Consider the following 16976-nt stretch of genomic DNA (forward strand, 5'->3'; position numbering starts at 1 on the left):
CGGGGACTGCGAAAAAACGCCACCGTTGAGCGAAAACTGGCGCTTCCGGTGACTGTTCCACTCTCGACGGTCAGCGGAGACCACCGTGCGTGCCGGGGAGTTCTCGCGCGCGAGGACACCGGTGAAAAACAGGCCCCCAGCGCGCCATTGCGCTGGGGGCCTGCGTACCTGGGGGCCTGGAGCAACCGGGGATCAGACCACCGCGAGCGGCAACGCCGTCGGGTGCACCGGAGCCGGCAAGTCCGAGTCGCCCATGAGGAACGCGTCCACGGCGTTGGCCACGGACCGGCCCTCGGCGATGGCCCACACCACCAGCGACGCGCCGCGGTGGGCGTCGCCGCAGACGAACACGCCCGGCGTCCCGGTCTGCCAGTCGGCACCGCACGACAACGTGCCGCGCCGCGTCAGGGAAAGGCCCAGACCGTCGAGCAGCGGCATCTGCTCCACACCCTCGAAGCCGATCGCCAGCAGCACCAGGTCCGCCGGCAGCACCTCGACCTCGTCGCTGGTCGGCACGACCTCGCGCCGGCCCGTCTCCGGGTCCTTCACCACGCGGACCTGCTGCAGCTCCAGAGCCTTCACGTTGCCGGCGCCGTCGTCGACGAACCGCTTCACGGCCACGGCGAACTTGCGCTCGCCGGCCTCCTCGTGCGCCGGGTAGGTGCGCAGGATGTAGGGCCACGTGGGCCACGGCGAGCGGTCGTCGTCGCGGCTCGTCGGCGGCACGGGGTACTGGTCCAGCTGCGTGACCGACAGCGCGCCCTGGCGGGTGGCGGTGCCGTAGGAGTCGGCGCCGGTGTCGCCACCGCCGATCACGACTACGTGCTTGCCGGCCGCGTCGATCGGCGACGGGCCGTCGCCCTCCACGAACCGGTTGGCGGGCACGAGGTGCTCCATGGCGAGGTGGATGCCGCGCAGCTCGCGGCCCGGCGTGGTCCGATCGTCGCGGCCGCGCAGCGCGCCCACGGCGAGCACCACGGCATCGTACTGCTCGCGCAGGTCTTCCACCGTGAGGTCCACGCCGACCTCGCAGCCGGTGACGAACCGCGTGCCTTCCTTGCGCAGCTGCGCGAGGCGCCGGTCGAGGACCTTCTTCTCCATCTTGAACTCGGGGATGCCGTAGCGCAGCAGGCCGCCGAGGCGGTCGTCGCGCTCGAACACCGTGACCTCGTGGCCCGCGCGCGTGAGCTGCTGCGCGGCGGCCAGCCCGGCCGGCCCCGAGCCGACCACGGCGACGCGGCGGCCCGAGGACACCTCGGACACCTGCGGCTGCACGTACCCGGCTTCCCACGACTGGTCGGCGATCGTCGCCTCCACCCGCTTGATGGCCACCGGCCCGCCCGACAGCGGCGAGATCGACAGCACGCAGCCGGCCTCGCACGGCGCCGGGCACAACTTCCCGGTGAACTCGGGGAAGTTGTTGGTGGCGTGCAGCCGATCACTCGCCGCGGCCCAGTCGCCGCGGCGGACGAGGTCGTTCCACTCCGGGATCAAGTTGCCGAGCGGGCAGCCCGAGGCGGCGGAGTGGCAGAACGGGATGCCGCAGTCCATGCAGCGCGAGGCCTGCGTGCGCACGGTTTCGTTGCGCTCGCCCGGCTCCACGTCGGCGTAGACCTCGCCCCAGGAGGCGAGACGGTCCTCTTTGGACTTCTTCTTCGACTCTTCGCGCCGATACTTGAGAAAACCGGTCGGGTCAGCCACGAGCGGCCTCCATGATCGCTTCGTCGACGTCGCGACCGGCGGCACGAGCCGCCGTGGCCGCGTCGAGGACCCGCTGGTAGTCGCGCGGCATCACCTTGGTGAAGGCCACCGAACGCCGCGTCCAGTCGCCGAGGAGCGACGCGGCCACCGCCGAGCGGGTCAGGTCGTAGTGCTGCTGGACGATCTGCTTGAGCCACGCCAGGTCCTCGGAACCCGGCGCGGACAGATCCACCATGTCACCGTTGACCTTGGCGCGATCGAGGTCGAGCACATAAGCGGTGCCGCCGGACATGCCGGCGGCGAGGTTGCGGCCCGTCGGGCCGAGCACCACGGCGCGGCCGCCGGTCATGTACTCGAAGGCGTGGTCGCCGACACCTTCGGCGACCACCGTGGCGCCGGAGTTGCGCACGCAGAAGCGTTCGCCCACCTGGCCCCGCAGGAACATCTCGCCGGCCGTGGCGCCGTACGCGAGCGTGTTGCCCGCGATCGTCTGGCGCTCGGCGGCGAACACGGCTTCGGGGTCGGGCCGCACGATGATGCGGCCGCCCGAGAGCCCCTTGCCGACGTAGTCGTTGGCGTCGCCGACCATGTCGAGCGTGATGCCGCGCGGGAGGAACGCGCCCAGCGACTGCCCGGCCGAACCGGTGAGCAGCACGTGGATCGTGTCCTCGGGCAGGCCCTCACCGCCGTAGCGGCGGGTGATCTCCGAGCCCAGCAGGGTGCCGACGGTGCGGTTCACGTTGCGCACCGGCAGCTCCAGGCGCACCGGGTGCGCGTCTTCCAGCGCCGCCTCGGCGAGCTGGATGAGCGTGCGGTCCAGAGCGTGCTCCAGGCCGTGGTCCTGCGCCCGCACACGCCGCTTCGCCCCGCCGTACGGCGTCTCGGCCGGCACCTCGAAGATCGGCTTGAGGTCCAGCCCGGCCGACTTCCAGTGCGCTTCGGCCTCGGCGGTGTCGAGCACCTCGGCGTGCCCGATGGCCTCGTCGAGGGTGCGGAAACCCAGCTGCGCCAGCGTTTCCCGCACCTCCTCGGCTACGAACTCGAAGAACTTCACGACGTGCTCGACCTGGCCGGTGTACCGCTTGCGCAGCTCGGGGCTCTGCGTCGCAACACCGACCGGGCACGTGTCGAGGTGGCACACGCGCATCATCACGCAGCCCGCGACGACGAGGGGGGCCGTCGCGAAGCCGTACTCCTCGGCGCCGAGCAGCGCCGCGATCACCACGTCGCGCCCGGTCTTCATGGCGCCGTCGACCTGCACGGTGATGCGGTCGCGCAAACCGTTGAGCAGCAACGTCTGCTGGGTCTCGGCGAGGCCGATCTCCCACGGCGTGCCGGCGTGCTTGAGCGAGTTCATCGGCGAGGCGCCGGTGCCGCCGTCGTGCCCGGAGATGAGCACCACGTCGGCGTGGGCCTTGGACACGCCGGCCGCGACCGTGCCGACGCCGAGCGAGGACACCAGCTTCACGTGGACGCGGGCCTGCTCGTTGGCGTTCTTCAGGTCGTGGATCAGCTGCGCCAGGTCCTCGATGGAGTAGATGTCGTGGTGCGGCGGCGGCGAAATCAGCCCGACGCCCGGCGTCGAGTGCCGCGTGCGCGCGATCCACGGATACACCTTGTTCGGCGGCAGCTGACCGCCTTCGCCGGGCTTCGCGCCCTGCGCCATCTTGATCTGGATGTCGGAGGCGTTGACGAGGTACTCGCTCGTCACGCCGAACCGGCCCGAAGCGACCTGCTTGATCGCGCTGCGGCGTTCGGAGTCGTAGAGGCGCTCCGGGTCCTCGCCGCCTTCACCGGTGTTGGAGCGGCCGCCGATGCGGTTCATGGCGATGGCGAGCGTCTCGTGGGCCTCGGCCGAGATCGAGCCGTAGGACATGGCGCCGGTGTTGAAGCGCTTGAGGATCGCCGACGCGGGCTCCACCTCATCGAGCGGCACGGGCTCACGCACGCTGTCGCGGAACTTGAACAGCCCGCGCAGCGCGCCGCCTTCGCGGTAGAGGCGGTGCACCTCTTCGGTGTAGGAGCGGTACACCTCTTCGCGGCCGGTCTTCGACGCGTGCTGCAGCAGGAACACCGTCTCCGGCGTGAACAGGTGCAGCTCGCCCTCGCGGCGGTAGGCGTACTCGCCGCCGGTGTCGAGTCCACGGTGGACGCGGTCGGTCGGGTTGTCCGGGTAGGCACGGCGGTGGCGCACCGCAACCTCCTCGGCCAGCACGTCGAGACCCACCCCGCCGAGCTTCGACGACGTGCCGGTGAAGTACTCGTCGAGCAGGTCCTGGCTCAGGCCGAGCGACTCGAACACCTGCGCAGCTGTGTACGCGCCGACAGTCGAGATGCCCATCTTCGACATGATCTTCAGGACGCCCTTCACGAGCGCCTGCACGTAGTTGCGGATCGCCTTGGCCGGCTCGATCCCGGTGACCGCGCCCTGCGCGATCATGTCCTCGATCGTCTCGAACGCGAGGTACGGGTTCACCGCCGCGGCGCCGTAGCCCAGCAGCACGGCGATGTGGTGCACCTCGCGCGCGTCGCCCGTCTCCACGACGAGCGCGACGCGCAGGCGTTCCTTGGTACGCACCAGGTGGTGGTGCACCGCGGAGACCAGCAGCAGCGACGGGATCGGCGCCATGCGGTGGTCGGAGTCGCGATCGGACAGCACCAGCGTGCGCGCCCCGGCGGCGATCGCCTCCGACGCTTCCCGGCGTACTCGTTCGATCGCGGCAGCCAGCGCCTCGGCGCCGCCGTCCACTTCGTACAGTCCGGAAAGGACACTGCACGCGAAGCCCGGCAGATCGCCGTCGTCGTTGATGTGGATGAGCTTCGCGAGCTCGTCGTTGTCGATGACGGGGTACGGCAGGTTCAGGTGCCGGCACGACGCGGGGCCAGGCGCGAGCAGGTTGCGCTCCGGGCCCATGATGCGGGCCATCGACGTGACGAGCTCTTCGCGGATCGCGTCGAGCGGCGGGTTGGTGACCTGCGCGAAGTTCTGCTTGAAGTACTCGTACAGCAGCCGGGATCGCTTCGACAGCGCGGCGACCGGGGTGTCGGTGCCCATCGAGCCGAGCGGCTCGGCACCCTTGGCGGCCATCGGCGCGAGAAGGATCTTGAGCTCTTCCTCGGTGTAGCCGAAGGCGAGCTGGCGGCGCAGCACGGAGTCGTGGCTCTGCACCACGTGGTCGCGGTCGGGCAGCTCGGCGAGCTTCAGCAGCCCGGCGTGCAGCCAGCCCTCGTACGGCTGTTCCGCGGCCAGCGCCGATTTCACCTCGTCGTCGGAGACGATGCGACCGGCCTCGGTGTCCACGAGGAACATGCGGCCCGGCTTGAGGCGGCCCTTCGCCACCACGTCGCCGGGAGCCACGTCGAGCACGCCGGCCTCGCTGGCGAGGACCACGCGGCCGTCGGCCGTCTGCCACCACCGCGCGGGGCGCAGGCCGTTGCGGTCGAGGACCGCGCCGACCAGCGTACCGTCGGTGAACGTCACACAGGCCGGGCCGTCCCACGGCTCGATCAGGCTCGCGTGGAACTGGTAGAACGCGCGACGTTCGGCGGACATGGTGGCCGAATCCGGATTGCCGTCTCCGACGGCGGCGTTCTCCCACGCCTCCGGGATCATCATCAGCACCGCGTGTGGCAGCGACCGGCCACCGAGGTGCAGCAGCTCCAGCACCTCGTCGAACGACGCCGAGTCCGACGCGTCCGGCGAGCAGATCGGGAACAGCCGCGTGAGGTCACCCGGGATCAGGTCGGACTCCAGCAGCGCCTCGCGGGCGCGCATGCGGTTGCGGTTGCCGCGCACGGTGTTGATCTCGCCGTTGTGCGCCACGAACCGGAACGGGTGCGCGAGCGGCCACGACGGGAACGTGTTGGTGGAGAACCGCGAGTGCACCAGGGCGATCGCGCTCTCGAGCCGCTCGTCGGTGAGGTCGGTGAAAAACGCGGGCAGCTGCGCCGTGGTGAGCATGCCTTTGTAGACGATCGTGCGGGCCGACAGCGACGGGAAGTACGTGCCGCAGCCCGAGGCCGCGCTCTCGTGCTCCACGCGCTTGCGCAGGCAGAAGACCAGCCGTTCGAGCTCCAGCCCGGCTTCGCCGCCCGGCGACGCGACGAACAGCATGGCGAAGTGCGGCATCACCGAACGCGCCGTGGGACCGATTCCGGCCCGGTCCACGTCGACGGGGACCTCGCGCCAGCCGAGGACCTCGAGGCCCTCTTCGGCGGCGATGCGTTCGGCCAGCTCGACGGCCTTGCGGCGCTGCTCGGCCTCTCCGGGCAGGAACGCGATACCGGCGGCGTAGGCGCCCGCGGCGGGCAGAGCGAAGCCGGCTTCGGCACGCAGCAGCTGGTCGGGCAGCTGCAGCAGGATGCCCGCGCCGTCGCCACTCGTGGGTTCGGCGCCCGCTGCGCCGCGGTGCTCGAGGTTCGCCAGCGCGGTCAGCCCGTCGGCGACGATGCCGTGGGAGCGGCGCCCCTGGATGTCGGCCACCATGGCCACACCGCAGGAGTCCAGCTCGGTCGCCGGGTCGTAGAGACCCTGCTTGCCGGGAATGGCGGAGAAGATCATGGAAAAGGGACCTCCTTCGTCGTCTTCGTGCGAGGCCGGCGGACCGGCCGTGGGGAGCGCACGGGACGACGATGGCCCGCTTGTTAGCGCGACTTTAACACCTGGGAAACACCGGAGCAGCACCTCAGAGCGCCCCGGACGGCGGTGAACGGTAACGATCCGGCTGCGCGGAACGACACAGTTCCTGATGACACCCAGGTTGTTCGCTTAGCTAACTATCGGATCTGGGCGGTTGTCGTCAAGTGTAACCGGGTTTTTACGCATCCGGCCTGGCGCAGCCGTTTCCGGCGGTTTTCCTGGGGTCTTCGCGGTGCCTGGCGGGCCCGCGCGACCACCTGTGTGACCGATGCCGCTCGCCGGTGAACCGTGTTAGCGTCCGCCGCATGATCCTCGATCGGTTCCGCGTCACGGACCGGGTCGCGGTGGTCACCGGCGCCGGTCGCGGCATCGGTGCGGCCACCGCCGTGGCGCTCGCCGAAGCGGGTGCCGACGTGGTCATCGCCTCCCGCACCGAGTCCCAGCTGAACGAGGTGGCCGCCCGCGTGGCCGCGGCCGGGCGCCGCGCACACGTGGTGACCGCCGACCTCTCGGACCCGACCGCGGCAGGCGCGCTGGCCTCGGCGGCCCTCGAGGCGTTCGGGCGGCTTGACATCGTCGTCAACAACGTCGGCGGCACGTACCCGAGGCCGTTCACCGAGTCGACGACGGACTTCCTCGAGGAAGCGTTCCGGTTCAACGTCGCGACCGCCCACGCACTGACCGTCGCCGCGACCCCCGCGCTGCTCGAGAGCAGCGGCGCGGTGGTCAACATCTCGTCGATCATGGGCCGCGTGCAGGGCCGCGGTTTTCTCGCCTACGGCACGGCGAAGGCCGCGCTGTCGCACTACACGCGGCTGGCCGCCGTGGACCTCGCGCCGAAGGTGCGCGTGAACGCGATCTGCGTCGGTTCGGTGCTCACGTCGGCACTGGAACTGGTGGCGGGCAACGAAGAGATCCGCGTGAAGATGGAGAACGCGACCCCGCTGCGGCGCATCGGCTCCGCGGAGGACGTGGCTTCGGCGGTGCTGTACCTGGCTTCGCCGGCCGCCGCGTACGTCACGGGCAAAGTGCTCGAAGTGGACGGTGGGCTCCAGGCACCGAACCTCGAGCTCGGGCTGCCGGATCTCTGACCGTCCTTTGTGGATCAGTGCCTGATTTGACCCCTTTGTCGGGTTGCCGTGTCCGAACCGGTGGATTTCCCCAAACACCGCACGCTGGGTGATCACTTCCTGCCATAGTGTCCGTCGACCGGCGATCACGGGGAGGGAATCGGTGTCGGAATTCGACGTACACACCGACGTCATGCGCGAGTACGCGGACGTCGTCGACGGGCTGCACGCCCAGGTCGGCAAGATCAAGGACTACATGCGCACGACCGCGTGCGACAAGTCGGGCTTCACCGGCCTGTTCGCTTTGCTGCAGCCCGTGGTCGACCTGGTGGGCAACCTCTACGGCAGCACCCTCGACTTCGGCGACAACCGCCTCACCTCGCTGAGCCAGGGCGTCCGCTCCGCCGCCGACTCCTACGACCACCACGACGGCCAGGTCGCCGCGATCCTCAAGGAGTTCGGCATCGCGATCGACGAGGTCGGCACGCCCGCGAAGTGACCACCCACCACTGACTTCGACCACCACCGAGGGGGAACGACATGGCCAGGCACAGCCACCCGGGCGGGTCCGGCGGAACGACGCACCACACGCCGACGCACCCGAACACGCCAACGCACCATACGAACACGCCGCCGCAGCACCCGAACACGCCGCCCCAGCACCCGAACGCGCCCCAGCACCCGAACACACCGCCGCCGAACCGGCCGGGTTCGCCGCCGCAGCAGGGCAACCCGGGCACCCCGGCGCCCGGCGTGCCCCCGCAGGGACACCAGCCGGACGACCCGCGCAACCCGAACCGGCCCGGCCAGGACGAAGGCGACGAGCGCAGGCGCCCGGGGCAGGGCGAGGACGAAGACGGCAACAACAAGGGCGACGAGGACAAGGACGAGAAAAAGAAGAAGGACGACGACGACTCCGACGAGCCCGAGGACGACGACTCGGACGATGACGATGACGACGACTCCGATGACGACTCCGACGACGGTGGCGATTCGCCGTCGTCGTCCGGAGGGGATCCCGGCGCCGCGCCGGCCACGTCGCCGAGCGGGTTCGACGAGGGCAGCTCGATCAGCGAGCAGCTGCAGCCGCCCGAGGACACGTCCGGCGAGGACATCCAGGACCTCGTCAAGGAGGCCGGCGTCGAGGTCATGGCCGTCGAGTGGATCTTCCAGCAGCTGACGGGCCAGACGCTCACGCAGATGTTCATCGAGCCGATCACCGGTGACTTCTCGAAGATCTCGGCCGACGCCGAGGCGTGGCGCAACATCGCCGAGGCGATGAAGGCGTTCTCGACCGTGATGGTGGGCAACGAGAAGATCCTCGGCGAGAGCTGGTCTGGCCCGGCGTCGCTGGCGCACAAGGCGTATGTGGACCTGGGGTGGCGCGCGGGGCTGGCCGCGGAGGCCGGGATCGCGGAGCTGATCGCCAAGGGGTTCGAGCTGCTGTCGGACACGTCGCAGAAGCTGGCGGCCAAGGCGCTCGACCTGTTGAAGAGCCTGATCGACCGGCTGCTGGTGATGGCGGCCGAGGCGTGCGTGCCGATCGCGGGGTGGATCGCCGACGCGATCACCGGGCTTTCGGAGATCCTGCCGCTCATCAACGCGCTGATCTCGATCATCGACATGATCAAGGACATCGTGCAGAAGGTCGGCGACCTGTGGAACTCGGTGAAGGACATCGGTTCGCAGCTGGCGAAGATCAAGGACGTCGGCAGCATCTCCGACGTGATCGACATCGGCAAGGGCATCGCGGGCGACGTCGGCGACATCAAGGACAACGCCTCCGACATCGCGGGCGACGTGGGTGACATCAAGGACTCCGTGAAGGACGGCGCGAAAGAGACGCGCGAGAACCACCAGGACAACAAGGACTACTGGGACAGCCGCCGCGGCCGTACACCCGCGCACTCGGGCAGCGGCCGGATCAGCGGCCGCATCGACGACTGAGAGGACCCGCCGTCATGTCACGGCCCACCCCCGCGCAGGACGCGTGGAAGACGCCGGAGATCCGCGAGGCGGAATCGGCGCTCGACAGCACCGTGAGCAAGTCGCGGCAGCTGCTGAAGGACCTCGAGAAGATCCGCCTGAAGCCGCTGCCGCAGACCGACACCCCCGAACGCGTCGAGGCGCTCAAGACCGCCGCCTCGAAGCCCGACGCCCCGGCCGCGCTGCGCCTGGTCAAGCGCAAGGTCGACGCCGGCGAGCTGACGTGGAAGGACGTCGCGTCCGGGAAGGCCTTCGCCGACCCCGAGGTGCGCGCCCTGGCCGACGCCAAGCTCGGCGACGCGAAGGACATGTACGAGGAGATGCAAGAGGGCCTGTCGCCCGAGGAGGTCCTCGAAGCCCGCACCGGCTCGCGCGACTTCCTCGCCGACTCGAACCGCTCGACCTACCCGGCCGCCGCGGAGGAGCCGAAGGGCTTCTCGACGGACGACCCGCTGGCGAGCAGCACCTCACTGTCGCACCCGGCTCCGCCGCCGCCCGGCCGCCACAGCGCTCCCCCGCCGGACGACGACTTCGCCGACCCGCTGGCCGACCGCAAGCGGCCGGCCCCGCCGGTGCCTCCTGTGCCGCCTGTGCCGCCGTCGTCCTCGTCGCCATCGCCCGAGCCGGACCACGGCCGGCACGCCGCACCCCGGCACGAGGACCCGCGCCTGCGCTTCACCACCCCGGACGACGACGAGTTCACCAACCCCCTCGCCGACCGCGGCACCCCGAAGCGCCAGGACCCGCCCTCCCCGCGCCGCCCCCGCGGCGAAGACCGCCCCGACGGAGACGACGACTACTTCGGCGGCTCCCCGCTCGGCTGAGCCCGCTCGGGGGTGGTGGTGGCGGTGAGAGCCGGCATCACCACCCCCGAGCAGTCGGAACCGAGCCGCGGACCGGCGAGAGCGGCCGTGGACCATTAACCCCACCGGACCCGCCGTCCGAAGCGACGCACGCGGGACTTCCGCACGCGGCGCGCGCACCACCCGAGGTCCCGACCAGCCTCAGGCCGGGACCTCAGACGAGCAACGGCTGAGACGAGCCGCGCTCGACCAGTCACAGCAGCGCCCGAGGCGCACCTCCGGCCGGCTACCTCATCAGGCAATGCTCGATAACCCGCCCCCGTGCCCGGCGCGGCGGCCGCGAGTGCCCGGACCCGCAACGCACGAGGTCCCCGGCTCGACTTCGGGCCGGGGACCTCGTGCGTGGTGAAAAACCGGGTCAGGACTTCTCAGGCTTGTCCGAGTCCGGGCCGGAGGAGCCGGCGTCCACGGTGATCTCGTCGCGGGCCTCCGGCTGGGGGCCGTCCTCGGGTGAGTCGGCTTCCGGTGGGGCGGGGGCGGAGTCCGCGGAAGACGAGCTTGGGTCCGCAGATTCCTCCACCGCGTCGCGCTCGTCGCCCCGGCTGTGCAGCGTCTCGGGCAGCTCGCGGGGACCACGTTTCTTGGCCACGATCATGTAGATCACCGCGCCGAGGAAGACCAGGATCGAGGTCCAGACGTTGACGCGCAGGCCCAGGATGTGGTTCGCGGTGTCGGTGCGCATGAACTCGATCCAGCAGCGGCCCAAGGTGTAGCCGGCCACGTACAGGGCGAACGCGCGGCCGTGGCCGAGCTTGAAGCGGCGGTCGGCCCACACCACGACCAGGGCGACGAGCAGGTTCCAGATCAGCTCGTACAGGAAGGTCGGGTGCACGGGGCTGTCGGGCAGCGGGATGTGGCCGGTGGCGATGCCGGTGAGGTCGTTGGGCAGCCCGGTCGTCGGGTCGATGCGCTGGTAGATCTCCAGGCCCCACGGCAGGTCGGTGTGCGCGCCGTAGAGCTCCTGGTTGAAGTAGTTGCCGATGCGGCCGATGGCCTGCGCGGTGACGATGCCGGGGGCGATCGCGTCGGCCAGTGCCGGGAGCGGGATGCCCTTGCGGCGGCAGGCGATCAGGGCGCCGACACCACCCAGGGCGATGGCGCCCCAGATGCCGAGACCGCCGTCCCAGATGGCGAAGGCGTTCCACGGGTTCTTGCCGGCCGTGAAGTACAGCTCGGGGTCGGTGATCACGTGGTAGAGGCGGCCGCCGACGAGGCCGAACGGCACGGCGAACACCGCGACGTCGATCACGGTCCCCTTGGTGCCCCCGCGCGCGGCCCACCTGCGCTCTCCCCACCAGATCGCCACGATGATGCCGGCGATGATGCACAGTGCGTAGGCACGGATCGGGATGAACCCCAGGTGCCACACACCGCGGTCGGGGCTCGGGATCGTGGCCAGGAAGGCTGCCGAGGCGGAATACACGCGGTCACCGTAGCGCGTCAATGCTCCGGTGTGGTGAGGGAGCCGCCGAAGGATTCGTGAAGGACCGGTCACGGTCCGGTCGCGACGGTGACTACTCGTAGCCTCCCGGCTGCAGAGCGGCGAGGTACCCGGCCATCAGGGCCCGCGCGACCTGGCCGACGGCAGCGTCCTCGGGCAGGAACACCTCGTCGTGCAGGCTGGGCGCCCCCGCGGTGTCGCCGAGGCCGACGAACAGCATCAGCCCGCGTGTGCCGGTGCCGCAGTAGTGGGCGAAGTCGTCGGCGCCGAAGGAGCGGAAGTCCACGTCGACGTCGGCACCGCCGTCGAGCAGCCACGTCTGGGCGGCCGCCGCCAGCGCCGGGTCGTTGACCAGCACGGGCTCGCACGGACTGATCTGCAGGTCGGCGGTGCAGCCGTACGCGCGGGCGGTGGAGTGCACGATCTCGGCCAGCACGTCCAGCGCGTGCACGCGGTCGGTCGCGCGCATGAGCCGCAGCGAGCCGAGCGCGGACGCGGTGTTGGGGACGACGTTGGCGGCCGTGCCGGCGTGGATGCGCCCGACCGTGCAGACGGCGCCGTGCACGGGGTCGATCCGGCGGCTCGCGAGCTGCTGCAGGCTCACCACCAGCTGGCTCAGCGCCAGCACCGGGTCGCGCACGAGGTGCGGGTAGCCCGCGTGGCCGCCCTGGCCGTGGAGCACGATCTCGAACTCGTCGGTCGACGCGTTCACCGGACCGGGCGCGGCGGAGACGACGTTGTGCGCCAGCCGCGGCTGCACGTGGGCGCCGATGACGGTGTCCACGCCGAGCTCCTCCAGCGCCCCCGACTCGACGACGTCCAGCGCGCCCGAAGGCGAAGTCTCCTCACGCGGCTGCAGCACCGCGACCAGCCGTCGCGGCACGCCCACACGCTGCGCCGCCCGGCACACGGCGACCAGCGCGGCCAGGTGCACGTCGTGGCCGCACGCGTGCATCAGCCCGGAGTCCGAGGCCCACGCCGCACCCGTGCGCTCGACGATCGGCAACGCGTCCATCTCCGCGCGCAGCGCGACGGCGGGGCCGGGGTGCTCTCCGGCCAGCTCGACCAGCCGTCCCGTCTTGGCGACGCGCAGACCTTCGCCGGCGCCCAGCGCGGCGGCCACCACGCGCGCGGTGTCCTCCTCGTCGCCGGACGCGCGCGGGTCGGCGTGCAGCCGGTGGCGCAGCTCGACGGCACCCGGCAGCTCGTCGGCGAGGGCGGCACGCCAGCGCGCGGCCAGGTCGGTCATCGGGGCTCCAGGCGGTAGATCCGGGTGGCGTTCTCGTGGCCGGCGAGGCGCACGAGGCGCTTCGCGTCCACTTCGGACAGTGCGTCGGCCGCCAGAGCGGACCGCAGGAAGTCGGAAAGCCCTTGGCGGAACAGGGTTGTGCCGAGGTGGTAGAGCTCCGCGAGGCCGAACGCGTCGGTGGAGAACAGCAGCTTGCCGAACGGCACGAGCTCCAGCGTCTCGGCCAGGATCGCCGGGGCGCGGAAGCCGGCGTTGTGTGTGATGAGGCCGGTGTCCACGAAGACGTGCTCGAAGACCTGCGCGAGGTAGGCGGCGTTGCGGTGGAACGGGTAGTTGTGCAGCAGCAGGATCGGCACGCCCGTCCTCCGCGTGGCGCGCAGGAACCCGGTGAGCAGCAAGGGATCGCAGCGGTGCAGGTCCACGTCGGAGTCGCCGTAGCCCACGTGGAACTGCACGGGCAGCCCGAGGTCGAGGCCTGCCCACACGAGGTGGCGGTGCAGCACTTCGTCGGCCAGGCGCAGCCCCAGCCCGGCGCCGACGCGCGAGAGCCACCGGCCGGCCGCGTCGACCACCTCCACGGCGTCGGGCCGCTCACCCGACAGCTCCAGCCCCACCCGGTACGCGGCGATCGACTTCACCCCGACCGCGTGCTTCGCCCGTTTTTCCAGCTCCGCCCCGAAGTCCGCGGCGAACCGGCCCGCGGTCGTGCCGGCCCGCACCACGTCCTCGGCGACCTGCTCGAGCCGGACCACGTCGTGCGCGCGGGCTCCGGCGAGGCGGGCGAACTCGGCGGTGCCGGTGAGCTCGTCGGGCTGGAAACCGCCGTCGAGCAGGAAGTCGGTGGTCCCCGTACCGCGCAGGAACCGCCGGTTGACCTCCTCGGCCCCCAGCTCGGCGCGCCGCGCGAGGTACTCGTCGGCCGTCGCGTGCTTCGGCAGGTCGAGCACCGGCGCGCACCGCTCGCGCACGGCGAGCCCGATGAGCGAGTCGAACAGCGACGTCCCCAGCGGTGACACCGCGTCGGCCTCCGTGAGCATCCGCTCGAAGCCCTCGCGCCGGAGTTCGCCGGTCACCACGCCGTGGCAGTGGTGATCGACCAGCGGCGCCTCGGCGACGAAGTCCAGCACCTCGCTCATCGGCCTCCTTCGGTGACACCCAGCCTTTCCCCCACCCTACGGGCGAAGCCGGGCGCCACGAGAACCAAGACCACGGCCAGCACGAGGACCGCGCCCGCCGCGACGGGGAACCAGCGGGCCGGGCCCTCGGTCGGGTAGGGGACGACGTTGACGTACACCGTGTAGCCCAGCAGCGCGAGCGCGCCGAGGGGGAAGATCAGGTGCCACCACGGGACGTGCATGCGACGGCGCACGAAGAGCAGCAGGATGGCGCCGAGGGTGGTCAGCAGGTAGATGACCAGCAGGATCAGCGTGCCGATGGAGCCCGACCAGGCGAAGGTGTCCGCCGCGGTCGCGCCGAAGAAGACAGCGCACACCACGATGATCAGCGCGGCCGCCAGCGCGACGGCCGTGACGGCGGTGACCGGCGTGCCCTTCGGGGACGTGCGGCCGATGCCGCGGCCGTCGAAGGCGTCGCGGCCCAGGGCGAAGAGCAGGCGCGAGCCGCCGACCACGCAGGCGAGGCAGCAGCCGAACGCGCTGACGGCCGCGCCCACGCTGATGACGTCACCGGCCCACGAGCCGACGAACGTGCTGCCCAGGTCGCCGAGCAAGGACGGCGAGTCGTGGAAGGCCTGGGCGTCGGAGCGGAACGCCATCATCTCCACGGCCGTCACGATCACGAAGAAGACGCCGCCGAAGAGAGCCGTGCCGAGGATGGCGCGCGGGATGTTGCGGCGCGGGTCGCGGGTCTCCTCGCCGAGCGTCGCGGCGGCTTCGAACCCCGCGAAGGACAGGAAGCCGAACACGGCGCCGAGGAACACTCCGGACAGGCCGATGTCCGGGGTGAAGGTGAACACCGACATCGTGAAGTGGGCGTCGCCGGGCGCGTCGCCGGCGATCAGGCGGACCAGGATCACGGCGGTGACCAGGAGGATCACCGCGATCGTGGCGCCTTCCACGGCGAGCAGGGTCGACGTGCCGCGGCGCGCGGGCGCCACCGCCAGCAGCCAGCTGCCGATGAGCGCGACGCCCGTGAGCACGAACGGCCCCCACCACGGCGGGTTCGGCCAGATCCCCACCTGCGTGAGGAACGCCGTGCCGAGGGTGCCCGCGGCGGAGCTCGTGACCACGGCGTAGAAGGTGTACGTGCCGAGCAGCCCGATGCCGGACACCACGCCGGCGCGCGGGCCGAGCGTCGCGCCGACGAACGCGTAGACCGAGCCCGCGTGGTGGTAGTGCTGGCAGAGGCGGACGAAGCCGTAGGCGACCAGCAGCACGCCGGCGGCCGAGAGCAGGAAGGCCAGCGGCACGGCACGCCCGGCGGCGGCCGCGGTCTGCTGGGGGTTGATGTTGGCGGCCATGCTCGGCGCCATCAGCGCCACGGACAGGCCCACGGCCTGCCACACCGACAGGGTGCGCCGCAGCGCTGGACGGGTTTCGACGATGTCTGACACGATGCGCTCCTTCGTCCGGAGGCAGCAGGTGGTTCCACGGCCGGCGAGGACGCCGGCGTGAAGTAAACAGTGAACATCGCGGGGGCATGATGAGCCAGCTCGATCGGGTTGAACTTTCCAGGCGGGGTGCCGAGGAAGCGACGCGGCTGGGCCGTTCGGGGGTCGAGCTGGTGGCGCTGACCTTCGTCGACAACTCCGGGATCTCACGCGTGAAGGCGGTTCCGGTGAGCCGGCTCGCCGAGGTCGCGGCGTGGGGCGTGGGCGCGTCGAACTCGTTCGACTTCTTCCTGTGCACGGACACGATCACGTCCGGCGCCTACTCGCTCGGCCCCGTCGGCGACCTGCGGCTGCACCCGGACCTCGACGCGCTCACGGTGCTCGCCGCGCAGCCGGGGTGGGCGTGGGCGCCGGCGCTGCGCTACGACCAGGAGGGCGAGCCCCACCCGCAGGACTCGCGGGCGCTGGCTGCGACGGCGGTGGCGAAGCTGGCCGAACGCGGGTATTCGGCGCGGATGGCGTTCGAGCTCGAGTGGGTGGTCGCCGGGCCGGGCGGGACGCCGGTGGCGGGGCCGGCGTACGGGTATTCGCGGCTGGCCGAGCAGTCGGCGTACGTGCGGGATCTGGTGTCCGCTTTGGACAGTCAGCACCTCGGGGTCGAGCAGGTGCACCCGGAATACGCGGCGGGGCAGTTCGAGGTCTCCGTGTCCGCCGACGATCCGGTGCGGGCGGCGGACGTCGCGGTGCTGGCGCGGGAGACGATCCGCGCGGTGGGGGCGAACCACGGGTTGAGGACGTCGTTCACGCCGAAGTTCGCGCCCGGCGGCGTGGGCAACGGCGGGCACGTGCACTGCAGCCTGTGGGCGGGCGGGCGGAACCTGTGCGCCGGCGGCGACGGGATGTTCGGGCTGAGCGAGGTGGCCGAGTCGTTCGCCGCGGGGATTTTCGGGCGGTTGCCGGCCTTGCTGGCCATCGGGGCGCCTTCGGTGGTGAGTTACCTGCGGCTCGAACCGCACCACTGGGCCGGCGTGTTCACCGCGTGGGGCCTGGAGAACCGGGAAGCTCCGCTGCGGTTGGTGCGCGGCCCGGCGGGGAAACGGGAAACGGCCGCGAATTTCGAAGTGAAGTGCTGTGACCTCACGGCCAATCCGTACCTGGTCGTGGCCGGGTTGCTGTTCGCGGGAATCGCGGGGCTCGATGCCGCGGCACGGCTGCCGGAGCCGGTGGAGGTGGATCCGGGGACGTTGTCGGCCGGGGACGCCGCGGCCGCGGGAGTGGTGCGCCTCCCCCGCTCGCTGGAGGAGGCCGTGGCCGCGTTCGTCGCCGACGACGTGCTGAAATCGGCCTTCGGCGCGGAACTGGCGACGACGTTGATGGACGTGCGCCGCGGCGAGATCGACGAACTGGGCGGGCTCGACGCCGAAGAGCTGTGCGACGTGATGCGCTGGCTGCACTGAC

11 protein-coding genes are annotated in these 16976 nt (G+C 71.2%); 5 read left to right on the plus strand and 6 right to left on the minus strand.

The genetic code is table 11. From position 1 onward, the window contains the following. Positions 1-192: 192 nt before the first annotated feature. Both AB0K15_RS29245 and gltB read right to left on the minus strand, forming a co-directional pair. On the minus strand, positions 193-1701 hold the full coding sequence (locus tag AB0K15_RS29245) for a glutamate synthase subunit beta (protein WP_364057287.1): 1509 nt from the start codon (positions 1699-1701) through the stop codon (positions 193-195). Further along, complete coding sequence (gene gltB / locus AB0K15_RS29250) at positions 1694-6262, minus strand: glutamate synthase large subunit (RefSeq protein WP_364057290.1); 4569 nt, start codon at positions 6260-6262, stop codon at positions 1694-1696. The genes AB0K15_RS29245 and gltB overlap by 8 nt, the downstream gene beginning before the upstream one ends. Positions 6263-6645: 383 nt before the next feature. Here gltB and AB0K15_RS29255 point away from each other — a divergent pair, with 383 nt between their 5' ends. The 4 genes from AB0K15_RS29255 (at position 6646) to AB0K15_RS29270 (ending at position 10220) form a co-directional block, all read left to right on the plus strand. Then, positions 6646-7431: an SDR family oxidoreductase gene (locus AB0K15_RS29255; RefSeq protein WP_364057293.1), complete on the plus strand. Its 786-nt coding sequence runs from the start codon at positions 6646-6648 to the stop codon at positions 7429-7431. A gap of 142 nt (positions 7432-7573) precedes the next feature. Further along, positions 7574-7909 (plus strand): hypothetical protein, encoded by a 336-nt coding sequence (locus AB0K15_RS29260; protein WP_364057296.1) that lies wholly within the window; start codon positions 7574-7576, stop codon positions 7907-7909. 41 nt (positions 7910-7950) lie between these two features. Continuing rightward, entirely contained in the window at positions 7951-9357 is a 1407-nt protein-coding gene (locus AB0K15_RS29265) for a hypothetical protein (protein WP_364057299.1), read from the plus strand. A 14-nt stretch (positions 9358-9371) separates the two neighbouring features. Further along, positions 9372-10220, plus strand: a complete 849-nt coding sequence (locus tag AB0K15_RS29270) for a hypothetical protein (protein ID WP_364057302.1) — start codon at positions 9372-9374, stop codon at positions 10218-10220. A gap of 397 nt (positions 10221-10617) precedes the next feature. Here AB0K15_RS29270 and lgt read toward each other — a convergent pair whose 3' ends face one another. The 4 genes from lgt to AB0K15_RS29290 all read right to left on the minus strand — a co-directional run bounded on the left by lgt (position 10618) and on the right by AB0K15_RS29290 (position 15521). Continuing rightward, the gene (lgt, locus tag AB0K15_RS29275; protein WP_364057305.1) at positions 10618-11682 is read right to left on the minus strand and encodes a prolipoprotein diacylglyceryl transferase; all 1065 of its coding nucleotides are present in this window, start codon (positions 11680-11682) and stop codon (positions 10618-10620) included. 91 nt (positions 11683-11773) lie between these two features. Further along, complete coding sequence (locus tag AB0K15_RS29280) at positions 11774-12949, minus strand: M20 family metallopeptidase (protein ID WP_364057308.1); 1176 nt, start codon at positions 12947-12949, stop codon at positions 11774-11776. After that, positions 12946-14085, minus strand: a complete 1140-nt coding sequence (locus AB0K15_RS29285) for an amidohydrolase family protein (RefSeq protein ID WP_364057311.1) — start codon at positions 14083-14085, stop codon at positions 12946-12948. Before AB0K15_RS29285 ends, AB0K15_RS29280 begins: the two co-directional genes overlap by 4 nt. Beyond that, positions 14082-15521 (minus strand): APC family permease, encoded by a 1440-nt coding sequence (locus AB0K15_RS29290; RefSeq protein ID WP_364057314.1) that lies wholly within the window; start codon positions 15519-15521, stop codon positions 14082-14084. Before AB0K15_RS29290 ends, AB0K15_RS29285 begins: the two co-directional genes overlap by 4 nt. A gap of 86 nt (positions 15522-15607) precedes the next feature. Between AB0K15_RS29290 and AB0K15_RS29295 the strand changes: the two genes are divergently transcribed. After that, positions 15608-16975, plus strand: coding sequence for a glutamine synthetase family protein (locus AB0K15_RS29295; RefSeq protein WP_364057317.1), 1368 nt, complete (start codon positions 15608-15610; stop codon positions 16973-16975). The last annotated feature ends 1 nt before the right edge of the window (position 16976 follow it).

It is taken from the genome of Amycolatopsis sp. NPDC049253 (assembly GCF_040678995.1).
Lineage (GTDB): Bacteria > Actinomycetota > Actinomycetes > Mycobacteriales > Pseudonocardiaceae > Amycolatopsis.